The 13,624-nt window shown below is 57.7% G+C and carries 15 protein-coding genes, 1 tRNA gene and 1 pseudogene; 12 read left to right on the top strand and 5 right to left on the bottom strand.

The features are described 5' to 3' along the window. Positions 1–3 precede the first annotated feature (3 nt). Positions 4–366, top strand: a complete 363-nt coding sequence (locus HKK55_RS01020; protein ID WP_169352961.1) for a transcriptional regulator — start codon at positions 4–6, stop codon at positions 364–366. Positions 367–379: 13 nt separating this feature from the next. On the opposite strand, the gene sctU is transcribed toward HKK55_RS01020, so the two are convergent. From sctU to sctQ, 4 genes and pseudogenes are all read right to left on the bottom strand, one after another. After that, complete coding sequence (sctU, locus tag HKK55_RS01015) at positions 380–1,477, bottom strand: type III secretion system export apparatus subunit SctU (protein ID WP_169352960.1); 1,098 nt, start codon at positions 1,475–1,477, stop codon at positions 380–382. Continuing rightward, complete coding sequence (gene sctT / locus HKK55_RS01010) at positions 1,474–2,262, bottom strand: type III secretion system export apparatus subunit SctT (RefSeq protein ID WP_169357756.1); 789 nt, start codon at positions 2,260–2,262, stop codon at positions 1,474–1,476. The genes sctU and sctT overlap by 4 nt, the downstream gene beginning before the upstream one ends. 10 nt (positions 2,263–2,272) lie before the next feature. Continuing rightward, complete coding sequence (locus HKK55_RS01005; protein WP_169352959.1) at positions 2,273–2,776, bottom strand: hypothetical protein; 504 nt, start codon at positions 2,774–2,776, stop codon at positions 2,273–2,275. Then, positions 2,773–3,459 (bottom strand): annotated as a pseudogene (gene sctQ / locus HKK55_RS01000) (type III secretion system cytoplasmic ring protein SctQ); the annotation flags it as partial. The pseudogene sctQ and the gene HKK55_RS01005, both read right to left, overlap by 4 nt. Between sctQ and HKK55_RS00995 the strand changes: the two are divergent. Next, the gene (locus HKK55_RS00995) at positions 3,459–4,001 is read left to right on the top strand and encodes an RNA polymerase sigma factor (RefSeq protein WP_169357755.1); all 543 of its coding nucleotides are present in this window, start codon (positions 3,459–3,461) and stop codon (positions 3,999–4,001) included. The pseudogene sctQ and the gene HKK55_RS00995 overlap by 1 nt on opposite strands. A gap of 109 nt (positions 4,002–4,110) precedes the next feature. Here HKK55_RS00995 and HKK55_RS00990 read toward each other — a convergent pair whose 3' ends face one another. Next, entirely contained in the window at positions 4,111–5,328 is a 1,218-nt protein-coding gene (locus HKK55_RS00990) for an MFS transporter (RefSeq protein ID WP_169352958.1), read from the bottom strand. Between the two features lie 427 nt (positions 5,329–5,755). On the opposite strand from HKK55_RS00990, the gene HKK55_RS00985 reads away from it, so the two are divergent. The 10 genes from HKK55_RS00985 to HKK55_RS00940 all read left to right on the top strand — a co-directional run bounded on the left by HKK55_RS00985 (position 5,756) and on the right by HKK55_RS00940 (position 13,623). Continuing rightward, positions 5,756–6,076 carry a hypothetical protein gene (locus HKK55_RS00985; protein WP_169352957.1) on the top strand — a complete coding sequence of 107 codons (321 nt, stop codon included), beginning with the start codon at positions 5,756–5,758 and terminating at the stop codon, positions 6,074–6,076. A 254-nt stretch (positions 6,077–6,330) separates the two neighbouring features. After that, a tRNA-Met gene (locus tag HKK55_RS00980) sits at positions 6,331–6,407 on the top strand. A 166-nt stretch (positions 6,408–6,573) separates the two neighbouring features. After that, complete coding sequence (locus HKK55_RS00975) at positions 6,574–7,815, top strand: tyrosine-type recombinase/integrase (protein ID WP_169352956.1); 1,242 nt, start codon at positions 6,574–6,576, stop codon at positions 7,813–7,815. 246 nt (positions 7,816–8,061) lie between these two features. Continuing rightward, complete coding sequence (locus HKK55_RS00970) at positions 8,062–9,006, top strand: hypothetical protein (RefSeq protein ID WP_169352955.1); 945 nt, start codon at positions 8,062–8,064, stop codon at positions 9,004–9,006. 80 nt (positions 9,007–9,086) lie between these two features. After that, complete coding sequence (locus HKK55_RS00965) at positions 9,087–9,341, top strand: AlpA family transcriptional regulator (RefSeq protein ID WP_169352954.1); 255 nt, start codon at positions 9,087–9,089, stop codon at positions 9,339–9,341. Then, on the top strand, positions 9,338–9,643 hold the full coding sequence (locus tag HKK55_RS00960; RefSeq protein WP_169352953.1) for a hypothetical protein: 306 nt from the start codon (positions 9,338–9,340) through the stop codon (positions 9,641–9,643). The genes HKK55_RS00965 and HKK55_RS00960 overlap by 4 nt, the downstream gene beginning before the upstream one ends. Positions 9,644–10,018: 375 nt before the next feature. Then, the gene (locus HKK55_RS00955) at positions 10,019–10,180 is read left to right on the top strand and encodes a hypothetical protein (protein ID WP_169352952.1); all 162 of its coding nucleotides are present in this window, start codon (positions 10,019–10,021) and stop codon (positions 10,178–10,180) included. Beyond that, on the top strand, positions 10,177–10,467 hold the full coding sequence (locus HKK55_RS00950) for a hypothetical protein (RefSeq protein WP_169352951.1): 291 nt from the start codon (positions 10,177–10,179) through the stop codon (positions 10,465–10,467). Before HKK55_RS00955 ends, HKK55_RS00950 begins: the two co-directional genes overlap by 4 nt. Continuing rightward, on the top strand, positions 10,464–10,748 hold the full coding sequence (locus tag HKK55_RS00945; RefSeq protein ID WP_169352950.1) for a DUF3077 domain-containing protein: 285 nt from the start codon (positions 10,464–10,466) through the stop codon (positions 10,746–10,748). Before HKK55_RS00950 ends, HKK55_RS00945 begins: the two co-directional genes overlap by 4 nt. Next, positions 10,741–13,623, top strand: a complete 2,883-nt coding sequence (locus HKK55_RS00940; protein WP_169352949.1) for a DUF927 domain-containing protein — start codon at positions 10,741–10,743, stop codon at positions 13,621–13,623. Before HKK55_RS00945 ends, HKK55_RS00940 begins: the two co-directional genes overlap by 8 nt. Position 13,624: the final 1 nt, after the last annotated feature.

The raw sequence follows: 13,624 nt of genomic DNA, 5'->3' as shown, positions 1-13,624 counted from the left end.
GCCATGGGATTGCCAGACGATGATCCGCATCGCCAGGTATTCCTGGACAACCTGGTGGGTGGCAATGACGCCCACCTGCCTCTTATTCCGGGTATTGGCCTGTGCCCATTGAAAGCCGGCGTCCAACCGGGGCTGGCCTTGCAGATCCAACCAGAGGCGTTGCAGACCGGACAGTTGGAGCGCGTGCTGGAGCGGCGTTTTGAACAAGCGCTGGCGTTCGATGGCTGCTTTGTCTATCTCGATGCCAAGGGCGCCCTGGTGATCTGGCACGCGCTGGTGGCTGACACCAATAGGCTCAATGACATCATCAGCCGGATGCTGTCACTGGCCACCCTTGAAGCACTGGATACACACCGAAATAGCTAACGTCGTAGCGTCCTTAGCGCCGCTCCAACTCCGGCAGCTCAAGGGTCTCGCGCTTAGCTTCATCGTCGAGCTCACGCAGGGTGCGATAGATGAACGCTACCGCTTGTAGCGTCTCCCTAGGAATGTTCGCCCCAAGCTTTTTCTCATACAGCATACGTGCCAGCCATACGCACTGGATGACGGGTACGTCGGCTGCCTTGGCCCTATCGATCAGTTTGCGGGCGTCGGCGTCCGTGCCCTTGTCTACCAATAGCGGCAGCGGCGTTTTACCCGGCCGGTAGTACAGCGCGACGGCATAGTGCGTCGGGTTAACCACCAGCATGTCGGACTCTTCGAGCTTGGGCAGCTTGACCTTCGGCTCCTCTTGGGCCAACTGCTGAGCCAGGGCACGGCGCTGTCCCTTGACGTGAGGGTCGCCCTCCATGTCCTTGTACTCCTTGATGACCTCCACCTGAGTCATCCGCATGCTCTTGGCAAAGAAGTGTTTTTGCAACGCCATGTCGATAAGCGCCAAGACCAGCAACAGACCCAGGCAAGCGTGCAGCAGATAGCGGAACAAGATGATCAACGCGAGGATATAGCTCTGCAGATCACTGGTGGCCAGGTTGATCAAGGCGCCCAGTGACGGGCCGATCACGACATACAAAATCACGCCAAGGAGCAACGCCTTGGCCAACCCCATCAACAGGTTCATCACCGACTTGGCAGAGAACATCTGCTTGACCTGATTGAGGGGATTGAGGCGGTTAAAGTCCAGCTTCAGGCTTTCCGGCGCAAACAGAAATCCGAACTGCATCCAGCCGCTGATCAGCTTCACGGTAATCGCCAACCCGGCCATCAGCAGCGCGAACGAGAAAAACACCATCAGGCTCTCCATGAGCACTTCTTCCAATGCCCGCACAAAGGGCTGCCCCATGCGTGACATGGGCATCACCATCAATTGCTGAAAGCGCTGCATGCTGGTTTCGGCGGTGAACAAGGCGATTTCGCTCAGGGTGGTCAGTACGAGCAATTTGCCGATGTCCTGACTTTGGGCGACCTGGCCCTTCTTGCGCTGATCCTTGAGCTTCTTGGGCGTGGCGGCGTGTTTTTTCTCCCCCGAATCACTCATGGTGTCGAAACCCTGAACATCAGTGCGAGGGAATGCTTGAGGTCCCCCAAAAACGCCAGGCGTGTGACGATCAAGTCCTGCAACAGCGGAAAGTAAAGCAGCAGAATCCCCAGCCCCACCAGGCTCTTTACCGGCGTCGCCAAAGTAGAGACTTGCAGTTGCGGACTGTACAGTCCCAGCACGGCGAAGCCGAACTCCAGAAACAACAGCACCGCAATAAAGGGCGCAGCGTAGAGCATCATGTGGGTAAAGGTATCGCCGAGTATACCGAGGAAAACACTGAAGCCATTGACTGCCGGTAGCGGCAGCCAGGCGGTGGCCGGCCAGATCAGGTAGCTGTCCCAGATCACCTGGGTCAGGACGCTCAGACCCAGGACGGCGATCAGCAGGTAAATCACCAACTGTTTGAACAGATGCCCGATGGGAGTAGCGTCCGGCCCCAGCGAAGGGTTGAGCTGGCCACCCGCCAGGGCGCCGCGCTGGTTATCCAGCAGCGCACCCACTGACTCGAACATCCAGAACGGCATGGCTAACAAGATGCCCAGCAAAAAACCCAAGGCAGCCTCCTTGATCAGTAGCCCGCTGATCATCAGCGCGGAATAATCCTGGCCAGCCAGTACGGCGTGAATGCCGGGAGCAGGAATCAAGGCCATGACCATCACGATGATATGTCGGGGCATGCCGCGTATATGCTGGAAACTGAACGCCGGCACCAAAAAGGCACAAGGATAAATACGCGCCATGGCAACCAGCAGGCTTGGCAGAAATTCAAGATACAGCAGCACGCGCATTCCCTCAGTTCAGTGCCGAACGGGCGATCATGTCGAACATCAGGTTGATCAGTTGAATCAACTCCAGGCCGATCCAGCGGCCCGTTAATACCAGCGTGATGCCCACCGCAACCAGCTTGATGCCAAAGGGCATCCGCGCACTGTTTTCCAGCAGGTGAGTCAACACATCCGGATCAGTGTTGCGCAGCATGAACGCGCGCAACGGCTGTATGGCCTCAAGCCCGGTATCCAGCAGCCTCTGTACGCTGCTCGTATCCACGGGCGAAGCCTTGATGTTTTGGGCAATCTCATAGCCCACGGGCGCCATGATAAACAGCGTCGCGGCCAGCGCTATACCATTGATGGCCATGCTCGGCGGCACTTGCTGCACGCCGATGGCGTTGCGGGTGATCATCAGCACAATCACGATCTTCAAGAAAGACGTGCAGATGATCAACAGCATCGGCATCAACGACAATGAGCCGAGAAACAACGCCAGGACAAGGGGGTCAATCCCCTGGAGTATCATCTAGCGAAAATCACACGGGACAACTGCAGCCCAAGGCGCCCGTCGACTTCCACCAACTGCCCCTGGCCAATCGGCCGGTCGCCGTAATAGAGCCCGGCCATGCCGGGAGCGTACCCGGCGATGCCCAATACCGCGCCGGGGGCAAGATTGCGCAGTTCACCCAGGGTCAGGTTCAGGGTTCCACAGCGCACCGTCAGGGCCATGCTCAACTCATCAAAAGGTTCATGGCCGAAGACATCCACCACGGGTTGATCATCCTCATGCCCTGGGTACTGTTGTGTTGCCAAATCTTCGTCCACAGACGTTTCCTCGATCGAAATAAGCGTCAGGCACAACGGCCCGGATTCATCGTCAATACGCCCGTGCAGCCGATGCCTGCCCATGTGCAAGTGACCACTGCCTTGCACATCGAAAAAGGGTTGTTCGAGCATCAGCACATCACCGGCACGTACGCTGCGCAACTGCGTGATCGACAATTGCAGCCGCCCCAGGGTCACCGCCATTGCCCACCGAAACGAAGCCGGCAGCGGGCCCGCTGTCGGTTGCCAAGGGCCGGCCTCGTATAACGCCAGCAGGCTCTCGGGAGCCAGCCACAGGTAACCCACGACCCTCGAAGCCCCCAGGGTCACCGTGAAGCGACAGCCGAAGTTCATCTTCCTGGGGGCCGGCAACAACCGCAGGTATCGATTTCAGAAAGGGACACCTTCCCCCTGACTCGCCCCAATCCATCCTCGATCTGTCGGACGACCACCATAAAAAACTCCGTAGATTCATTCATAAACGTGTACTGAACCCGGAAGATGCGGACGATCTTCTGCAGTTGACGTATTTGGAGGCCTGGCGCAACAAGGATCGTTTCAGTGGGCAGGCAACGCTCAGCACCTGGATGTGCGGCATCGCACAGAACTTGATCCGCAATCACTTTCGGCGCCTGTACGCCAAACCTGTGCATTGCGAATTCGATGAAGCGCTGTGGCATGGCCAGGAAGAAAACAACAATCTGGATTGGGAGTTCGAGGTCAACCGCAGGCTTGAAAGAACCCTGAGAGCGATCAAGCACCTGCCAGTGGAAATGCGCAAAACGCTGTATGCCTCACTGCAAACCGATGGCAGTTACCAGGACACCGCCGACGTACTGGAAATCCCCATTGGCACTGTTCGCTCGCGCCTATCCCGTGCACGCGAACAGCTCAAACGGGCCACCCACCACCCGCTGCATCCGTAAATCGGGGCCCCCGGCATTACGCCGAGGCCCATCGCAGGAGCACTCGATTTAACCTTTGATCGCACGCGTTGGGCAGCAAGGATATCTGCCCGACCTGATCGACTTGAGATCAAGCCTTTTTGGAGCGCGGCAACAAGATTGCCAACACGCCGAACAGAGGCAGGAACGAGCACAGCGTGTACACGTACTCGATGCCATGGATGTCTGCCAGGTGCCCCAGGAGCGCCGCACCAATCCCGCCAAACCCAAACATCAGACCGAAGAACACCCCGGCGATCATCCCCACATTTCCCGGCACCAACTCTTGCGCGTACACCACAATCGCCGAGAACGCCGAGGCCAGGATAAAGCCGATCACCACACTGAGCACGCTGGTCCAGAACAGGTCGACATGGGGCAACAGCAAGGTGAATGGCGCAACACCGAGGATCGAAAACCAGATCACCGCCTTACGGCCGATCTTGTCGCCAATCGGCCCACCGAAGAACGTGCCTGCCGCCACCGCTCCGAGGAACAGGAACAGATGCAACTGGGAGCTGGCCACCGACAGGTCGAACTTCTCGATCAGGTAGAAGGTGAAGTAACTGGTGAAACTGGCCATGTAGAAGTACTTGGAAAACACCAGCAGTCCCAGCACCACCAACGCACTCAGCACCCGGCGTTTAGACAGGCCATGAGTTGCCGCCTGACCTTGCTTGAGTTTGAACAGGTTCAAGTGGTGGCTGTACCAGCGGCTGATGGCATACAGCACAAACAAGGCAAACACCGCGAACAGACCGAACCAGGCCACATTGCCCTGGCCGAAAGGAATGATGATCGCCGCCGCCAGCAATGGGCCAAAGGCCGAGCCGGCGTTACCGCCTACCTGGAACGTCGACTGTGCCAGGCCATAGCGCCCACCCGATGCCAGGCGTGCCACGCGGGATGCTTCCGGATGAAAGGTCGAGGAACCCACCCCAATCAGCGCCGCCGCCAGCAGAATCAGCGGGAAGCTGCCCACCTGGGACATCATCAAAATACCCACCAGCGTACAGATCATCCCGCACGGCAAAAGGTACGGCTTGGGATGACGGTCGGTGTAATAACCCACCCACGGCTGCAGCAGGGACGCCGTCAGCTGGAACGTCAGGGTAATCAGCCCGACCTGGGTGAATGTGAGGCCATAGTTGGCCTTGAGCATCGGGTAGATCGACGGCAGTACCGACTGGATCAGGTCATTGATCAAATGCGCCAGCGCTACCGCACCGATGACACGCATGACCAACGGGCTGGTTTGCCCGGCAGCAGGCGCCGTAGCCACAGAGGGCTGGGAATTGCTAAGAGCCATGGAGAGGATTTCCGTACAACAGATGGATGCACAGGTGCAGGTGCGACAATGTGCCACTTTTGGGGGCAGGAAGGCCATACCCTTAGGAGGCTAACGAGTAGGTAAGTCGATGCGGTGGTCATGGTTTGTAAAGGGCCAGCAAGATGAATCCCTTTAATTTGAGGGACGTTTCCTAGAGAATCTTTCGGCCTTGTGCCTGGGGGAGTCGGTGACTAGTCTTCGGTCCGTCACTGGTTTTCAGTGATCGGGTTTAGTCGCCCGGACTTATATCAGGCGCATGTTCTCATGAGGTTTCATGGTGGCTGTGCGCAGGGCACCTTCGGGTGCGCCGGGTTTTCCTGATTAGCCGGTCGACTAACCTGCGTACAGCCGCCACCCTTCGTTTAGTCGCGAGCGGACCGGCTCCAAGTTAATCAGGAGCTACACCATGTTCAAGATCGTCCCCGATCCACCCCGTGATAAAACCAAAGACCGCGCCGCCTTCCACCGTGCGCTCGACCATTATTTGCCGACCGACCCACCGCAACCGTCGACCCACTTCTACGCCATCAGCGACGACATCAGCTTCGAAGACTCCTTGCTCTACACCGCCGACCTGCTGCACAGCGCCTCGGCCACCGCGCTCGACTGCGGCGAACACCTGCAAAGCCCCGAACGCGCCAAAGTGCTCGCCGTGTGGCACCTGCTGGAAATCGCCAAGGCCATGGTCGACCGCTCGATAGAGTGCCTGCATCCGCGTAAAACCTAACGGCTAACACCGATCAAATGTGGGAGCTGGCTTGCCTGCGATGACATCAACCCGGTATCACTGATACACCGAGGCGCCTGTATCGCAGGCAAGCCAGCTCCCACAGAAGATTTTGTGATGTTGAGAACGGTGAAAAACCCCAAGCCACTCGTCGCCTTACCCACTGCTTTCCGTTAAACAGTTGATAGCGTAGATAAATTTTCAAAAAAAGCGCTTGACGCATTCCCGTTCTACGCGAATAATGCGCGCCACTTGGCTACATAGCTCAGTTGGTTAGAGCATAGCATTCATAATGCTGGGGTCCGGGGTTCAAGTCCCTGTGTAGCCACCAAGTACCGATCCATAGATGTCTACAGCAGTCTATGAATCACCTCAAGAAGCCCGCCTAGTGCGGGCTTTCTTGTTTCTGGCTGTCCACCTCTATCTACCCCTATCCTTCCCCACCGTGTATGCCCACGTGTATGCTTCATAAATAATTGAACTGAAGGCATACAAGGATGAAACGTACCGATATCAAGCGGCGCCCTCTCGCTGACACTACACTTTCCAGCCTGGAGCCTGAGGCCGGGGCATACCGCGAACTAGACAGCCCAGGGCTGTATTTCAGGGTCAAGCCAAACGGTCAAAAGTCCTGGGAGTTACGCTACAAGAAGCCAGACGGCAAATGGTCATGGCTTGGTCTTGGCGGCTACCCGGAAGTAGGCGGCGCTTTCGCTCGGCAGAAAGCAGCTGATCTACGCGCAGACGCATCGGAAGGTAAGAACCCGATCACCTCCAAGAAAGCTCGCCAAGCCGCCGAGATCGATGCGGCCAACGACACCTTTGAAGCATTGGCAAGGGAGTGGCACACGTCTCGCCTGAGCGGCTGGGATGCTGGTACGGCCAAAAGGATACTTGGCGCACTCGAACGCCATGTATTCCCCTCGCTCGGTAAACGCCCCTACACCTCTATCATGTCGATGGAGTGGATGGAGCTATTGAGAGGGCTTGAGCGTCAGGGGATTCTTGAACAGATGAGCCGTGTGAGGGCTTACTGCAAAGATATTTATGACTTGGCTCGCGTGACGGGCAGAGCCGTCAACAACCCTTTGGAGGGTGTGCATAAATTTCTGTCCTCGGGAAAGGCAGAGAACTATGCCCATGTATCCCCCGATGAGCTTCCAGGGTTACTCCGAGCGATACGCTCCTACCCCCACGCCAAAGATGTTCAGCTCGGCCTGAGGCTGTTGACTTTGATGGCTGTACGCCCCAGCGAACTCCGAGAGGCACAATGGGTAGAGTTCGATTTCGACAAAAGACTGTGGACCGTTCCAGTCGAGCGCAAGGGTCGCAAGAAAGGTCGTGAGCATCTGGTGCCACTCTGCACTCAAGCAGTGGAAGCACTGATAGAGCTTCGGCAACTAACCGGCGCTTACCCACTCCTGTTTCCAGGTAGAAGCGACCGCACCAAACCCCGAAGTGATACCGTTTTTCTTATGGCACTCCGGCGCCTTGGTTACGAAGGCCGCCAGACAGGTCATGGCTTCCGCCACATCGCCAGCACAATCCTCAACGAGCATGGCTATCCTGCTGACCATATCGAGGCCCAACTCAGCCACAAGGCACAAGGTGTTCGAGGGATTTACAACAAGGCTCAGTACCTTGAGCAGCGCACACAGATGATGCAATGGTACGCCGACCATCTCGATTCCCTAGAAGCAGGAAATGTGGTGCAAGGTCAATTAGGGAAGGTTGTATGAAGTCGTTAAACCTACACCCCGTCAAAAGTCGTGTTACGGGTGTTACGCGTGTTACAACAACCAATAACCCATTGTATTTATTGAATATATTTAGCGTTACACGCACTGCAAAGCTTCTGAGCGCCACGTGTTACATCGAGCAGTCGTGTTACAGAAAAGCCACACCTGCAACCCTGCTGGCATCGGCGTTTCCGTTTGCGAATCGCTGTAACGGCCTATCGCCTTCGGGGCGGCGGGGAGATCTAAATGGACTTTGAGCAGGACATCGATGCAGAAGAGCTTGAGCTCGAAATCGCAGGCTTCGATGTAACGTGCCTGGTATGGGATCAGGACGACGTTGAGGCAGCCGTTCGCAGTCTTGCGCTGTTTCCGCAGTTCAAAGAACACTTCAAAGGTGCCTTCGATCTAATCAACACCGCCACATCGTTCTGGCTTGAGGAGGGTTCCTACTCCCCAGGTGCAGAATTGATCACACGAACCCTTTACTCCCTACGTGATGCCATCTACGACCATGCCGACTCTGGGGAAGCAGGCTCATTGCCAAGCGTGATTCGATGGCTCCTTCGGGTCAGCTGTTCCGCAGCAGATTCACAGCTCGTGGCTACCTACGCCCTGGTACTTGGAACGCAGGCCGTTGAGACGCTCGCAAATTGGCTATTCGACCTTGAACTCGCGACCTACGACATTGATGCAGACCTGATAGAGCAACTGAGACATGACTCACCCCGCCAGTACCTTGCTCTGATCGAAAAAGAGCGGGACCGCAGCAGCGGGAATGAGATCAGGGCACGAGAAGAATTCGCGACCTTACTAGGCGAGGCGAATCAAGCGCTGCTGATGGCGAGTCTTTATCGCCAAGTGGAGCAGATGGATGTGTTTAAAAAAGGCTTCAATACATCAAGCCTGATGCATCGAGTTCTCGACGACGCATTTTCGACGAAGGCGACGAAGAGGGGCCAGGAAGCAGGCAATGGGAACCGCAATCCCAGCTCAGCGATAAAAACCGCCGCTATGGATAGGCGAGCGAAAATCAAGGCAGCCGCAGAGCAAATCATCAGTGGTCGGAAAAATGAAAAGCGCAGTATCACCGATGCTGAACTGACCAATCTGCTTTTCGATCAGGCGGGCAACGGAACAAAAAAAACCATTCGAGAGCATTTGACCGCTCTAGGCCTTAGACCTCTGAAATAAAAGGGAGTAGACACAGTCCACTCCCCCTCCCCTGCGTAGCGTATGACCCGTTGTCTCAATTAACAAAGGGTTAGCTCGCTATGTCTACCGTATTAAAAGCAATTCCCTCGCATGATCCCTCAATGACCCTCATCCGCATGCCCGAGGTCATTTCAATCGTAGGGCTCGCACGCCCGACTATCTACAAGCTGATGCGTCAACCTGAAAGCGGATTCCCGTTGCCGGTAAAGCTGAGTAACAGCAATGCCCGAAGCGCTCCGGTTGCGTGGGTATTGGGGGAAGTTCAGGCATGGACACGGGCACGCATCGCAGCCCGCGATCAGGTGGCAGCATGAAAAGTCGTGTTGCCAATAGGGCCATCTTGCAGCCCTTTTCTGTACTCAGAAAAGTGGGTTTCTCATCACGAGGTATGCAGCGTTTTGAGCGCTACCGCACAGAGCAAAAACGCCTGAATCGGGACGTGATGGTGATGCGATGGGCCGATGGCATCTGGTGCGCATTGTCAGTTCCCTGCCAAGCCCCTCAAGCAATCATTGTCGACCAAGGCCAACAAATCGACGCCTACGAGGATGCACGCGCCTGCCTAGATAGCGACTTCTTGCCCTTTGTTTCCCTGAGCTGGGAAGTCCATGCCTGAAATGAAAACGCCCCCGGCGGCAACCGGAGGCGTTGAGGTAAATCTACATGCCTGATCAATTTATGCCGCATCAAAAAAATCCGCAAGCTATGACCACAGTTGCACTTTCAAAAAACGGACGTTACTCTTCGTTCGTCGCTGCAAATTCAGCGACCGGGTTTTGCAGCCCGAACATCGTTAGGCGCATGAGCGCCACCGTTCCGAAAGCTGGCGCTTTTTTCATGCCTGCAACTTCGTTTTATGGTGGCTGTGCGTGGGGCGCTTTCGAGCGCGCCGGGTGCCTAACGTCCCGGTCTGCAAACCTGCGTACAGCCGCCACCCAATCTTGTTTTGCAGCAAGTCGTGGCGGTTCCTCAACGTTAGGAGCCTCACAGCATGAATCATGCCCTCAATCCGTCCAAAAATCGCGCCGCTGCCCATCGTGCGATGGCCCTCGCCGCTTTACACGCCAACTCCAGCCTCGCCACACGCCTCACCCGCTACAACGCCCATATGACCAAAGCCCGCGCGCTAGAAGCCGCAGGCGGTACCCAATGAACAACGCCCTGAGTTTCTGCCTGCCTGAAGACCTGCTCGACGTCAGCAACAATGTCGAAGCTGGCATTCCGATTGACGCCATCACCTGTGCCATTGCCCGCGCCGACTCGGTGCTGACGTTACTTGAAGATCACTTTGAAAGCGAAGGTGACAGACCTCGCTTGGCTAATCACGTACTGGCGGCCGTTATTTGGGACGTGCGCGGAACACTGGGCCTGATCAAAACCCTGACCCTGCACGGCGATGCGACTTCTCTTCCTCGGGCTAAAACCGGGGGTGCGCAATGAGCATTCAAGCCAGCATCACCACCCAAGGCGCGACTACTTTTGCGCAATGCGGGCAACCCAATCAAACGCTGTTTCGGCTCAGTTCCGGCGTGCCGGTATCTGACGCACTTGAATACGCCTCTGACCTGCTGAGCTGCGCGAATCGCATGACACTTCTGGCCACCCACGGCGACAACACTGAGCAATGCGCGATGGCCGCTCATTACCTCAGCGAAATGGGCAAAGCCGTGATCGACGATGTAACCAGCTCCCTCCTACGAGTGGAGGCTGGCCATGACTAATAACGCGAAACGCCCCAGCTTCGCCGACGTGAAAGCGGTCTCTCTGAAAGAGATCGACCGGGTACTGGCCCATTGGCTACCCAACGGCAAACGTGTGGACGGCGGCAAGGAATACACCGCCGCCAATCCAACTCGCGCTGACAAGCGCGCCGGCTCTCTCAAGGTCAACCTGAGCAAAGGCACCTGGGCGGATTTTGCCACCGGAGACAAAGGTGGCGACCTAATTGATCTGGTGCGCTATCTGGATGGCGGCACCGACGTCGAGGCCTGCAACAAGCTGGCCGATCTGCTCCACGTTACCGCTGGGGCAGCTCAATCGAAACCGACCCCCAGCAAAAGCAAAACACCGGAATGGCTGGCAATTCGGCCGATCCCGACCGAGGCCATTAACAAGTGCCCGGCCAAGCACCGGCAACACGGTGTACCGTCCAAAGTCTGGATGTATCGCGACGCTCAAGGCCAACCGGTCATGGCGCTCTATCGTTTCGATTTGGGCCCGGACGAAGACGGCAAACCGCGCAAAGTGTTTGCCCCCTTGACCTGGTGCCAACGAGCCGACGGCCAAATTCAGCAATGGCGTTGGCAAGGTCTGTCGGAGCCGCGTCCTCTGCTGCGCCTGAATGAACTGGCGCAACGCGCAGAGGCTCCGGTCATTCTGTGCGAAGGAGAAAAGGCTGCCGACGCCGCGGCGGAGCTACTGCCCAACTACGTGGCCACGTGCTGGCCGAACGGCTCGAACTCCTGGCACAAAGCTGACCTGACACCGCTGAAAGGTCGGTCCGTGGTGTTGTGGCCCGACAACGACGCCAGTGGCAAGAACTGCATGGACGCCGTCGCCGAACAACTGCAACAGATCGGCGCCGCTTCGGTGCGCGTAATCGTCTTGGACGTCTTCAAACGCAAACCCACGCTCAAGAATGACCAGCCGACCTACACCAAGGGTGGTCAATGGGATGACGGTGACGACGCGGCCGATGCCCAAGCTAAAGGCTGGACGACGGTGCATTTTGCCGAGCTGGAACGCAGCGGCGAACTGTTCGGTGTTGAGCCGGAAAAATCACCGGCCGAACCACCCGAAGTTAAAACCAAACCAACGACAAAGCGCGCCGCAAAACCTAAAAACGATCTGCTGCCCGGCGGCTTCCGCCTGACTTCCGAAGGCGTGTTTTATTCCGGTGACGATGGCGAGGCACGCCCGGTGTGTTCACCGCTGGAGATCCTGGCGCGCACTCGTGATGCACAGGGGCAAAACTGGGGCTTGTTGGTTGAATTCGACGATCCCGACGGGGCGAAAAAACGTTGGAACATCCCAGCGCGGACCATGACCGGCGACTTTGGCAAGGACGTGCTCGGCCCATTGGTGGACATGGGCTTGCGTCTGGCCGGCAGTCGCTCCGGTCGCAATGCCCGCAACGACCTGCAGAGTTATCTCGGCGGATTCGACAGCGCTCAAAGGGCACGGCTAGTCACCCGTCTAGGCTGGCATGACAGCGCCTTCCTGCTGCCCGAGCAGCAGGTCGGTTCGCACGCCGAACACCTGCACTTCTACGAGGCCGGCGCACAACTCCCACCGATCAGCGAAGCCGGCACTCTGGAACAGTGGCAAGAGCAAATCGGTGCCTTGTGCATCGGCAATCACCGCTTGGCGTTTGTGGTCAGCGTGGCGTTTGCCGGTCCGCTGCTGCACATGCTCGGCCATGAGTCCGGTGGCTTTCACCTCTACGGTGACAGCTCGGGCGGCAAGACCACCCACCTGCAAGTGGCCGCATCGATCTATGGCGGGCCGCGTTTGGTGCGCTCTTGGCGCTCGACGGATAACGCCTTGGAATCCATCGCAGCCGCGCATTCGGACGGGCTCCTCGTGCTGGATGAAATCGGCATGTGCGACCCACGCATCATTGGCGAAACGGTGTACATGCTCGGCAACGGCACCGGGAAGGCTCGCGCCAATGATCGTGGACAAGCAGGCCGCCAGGTGCAGGAGTGGCGCTTGCTGTTTCTCTCAACTGGCGAGAAAACCTTGGCGCAGCACATGGCCGAAGCCAACAAGGAACTGAAAGCCGGTATGGAAGTACGCATGCTCGCCGTGCCGGCAGACGCCAGCAAAGGCCTCGGTATGTTCGACGTTCTGAACGGCTTTGATGACGCCGCCGCCCTCTCCGATGCACTCAAGGCACGAGTGGCCAAGTACTACGGCACACCGCTCACCGCCTTCCTGTCGGCCCTCTGTGAACCCGGTAAGCGACATGGCTGGTCGGCGATCCTGCGCCACACCTTGGAGGGGTTCATCGCCAAGGCGCTACCTGCCTCGGCCAGCGGTCAGGCGCATCGTGCGGCGGCCCGTTTCGGTCTGGCCGCAGCAGCCGGCGAACTGGCCACCGCGATGGGGATTACCGGCTGGCCCGATGGCGCCGCCACCACCGCAGCTCGGGTGTGCCTCAGTGCCTGGATGAATGAGCGCGGCGGTGCTGGCAACTTGGAAGGGGACGCGATCTTGGCGCGGTTGCGTCAGGTCATCGAACGCTTCGGTGAAAGCCGTTTCACCCGCTGGGAGTCGGCCGCCGCGAAGATCGATGAGCACGGTCCACGCACCATTGACCGTCTGGGGTTTCGCAAGACGCTGGAGCATGGCCTCGGTGACGCGTTGCACACCACCAACACCTACTACGTGTTGCCGGAGGCTTGGCGCTCCGAGGTGTTCAAAGGCATGAACATCAACGCCGTGAACAAGGAGCTGATACGCCGAGGTGTTCTTGAGCCCGGGACGGACGGTAAAGCCTCCTGCGCCGTCCGCTTGCCCGGCCTGGGCACTCAGCGTTGCTATGTGGTGAAGACGGTACCGGGGACGGATGAAGGCGAGGCACAGGCGGCCTAGC

The sequence above is a fragment of the Pseudomonas sp. ADAK18 genome, assembly GCF_012935695.1.
Taxonomy (GTDB): domain Bacteria; phylum Pseudomonadota; class Gammaproteobacteria; order Pseudomonadales; family Pseudomonadaceae; genus Aquipseudomonas.
Note: the sequence above shows the minus strand (reverse complement) of the source record. Positions and strands in the feature narration are given on the sequence as shown.

Excerpts from the sequence above, each read along its gene's own strand:
- HKK55_RS01020 (WP_169352961.1), top strand. The coding sequence starts at position 4 with ATGGGATTGCCAGACGATGATCCGCATCGCCAGGTATTCCTGGACAAC.
- sctU (WP_169352960.1), bottom strand. The coding sequence starts at position 1,477 with ATGAGTGATTCGGGGGAGAAAAAACACGCCGCCACGCCCAAGAAGCTC.
- HKK55_RS01005 (WP_169352959.1), bottom strand. The coding sequence starts at position 2,776 with ATGATACTCCAGGGGATTGACCCCCTTGTCCTGGCGTTGTTTCTCGGC.
- HKK55_RS00990 (WP_169352958.1), bottom strand. The coding sequence starts at position 5,328 with ATGGCTCTTAGCAATTCCCAGCCCTCTGTGGCTACGGCGCCTGCTGCC.
- HKK55_RS00985 (WP_169352957.1), top strand. The coding sequence starts at position 5,756 with ATGTTCAAGATCGTCCCCGATCCACCCCGTGATAAAACCAAAGACCGC.
- HKK55_RS00975 (WP_169352956.1), top strand. The coding sequence starts at position 6,574 with ATGAAACGTACCGATATCAAGCGGCGCCCTCTCGCTGACACTACACTT.
- HKK55_RS00970 (WP_169352955.1), top strand. The coding sequence starts at position 8,062 with ATGGACTTTGAGCAGGACATCGATGCAGAAGAGCTTGAGCTCGAAATC.
- HKK55_RS00965 (WP_169352954.1), top strand. The coding sequence starts at position 9,087 with ATGTCTACCGTATTAAAAGCAATTCCCTCGCATGATCCCTCAATGACC.
- HKK55_RS00960 (WP_169352953.1), top strand. The coding sequence starts at position 9,338 with ATGAAAAGTCGTGTTGCCAATAGGGCCATCTTGCAGCCCTTTTCTGTA.
- HKK55_RS00955 (WP_169352952.1), top strand. The coding sequence starts at position 10,019 with ATGAATCATGCCCTCAATCCGTCCAAAAATCGCGCCGCTGCCCATCGT.
- HKK55_RS00950 (WP_169352951.1), top strand. The coding sequence starts at position 10,177 with ATGAACAACGCCCTGAGTTTCTGCCTGCCTGAAGACCTGCTCGACGTC.
- HKK55_RS00945 (WP_169352950.1), top strand. The coding sequence starts at position 10,464 with ATGAGCATTCAAGCCAGCATCACCACCCAAGGCGCGACTACTTTTGCG.
- HKK55_RS00940 (WP_169352949.1), top strand. The coding sequence starts at position 10,741 with ATGACTAATAACGCGAAACGCCCCAGCTTCGCCGACGTGAAAGCGGTC.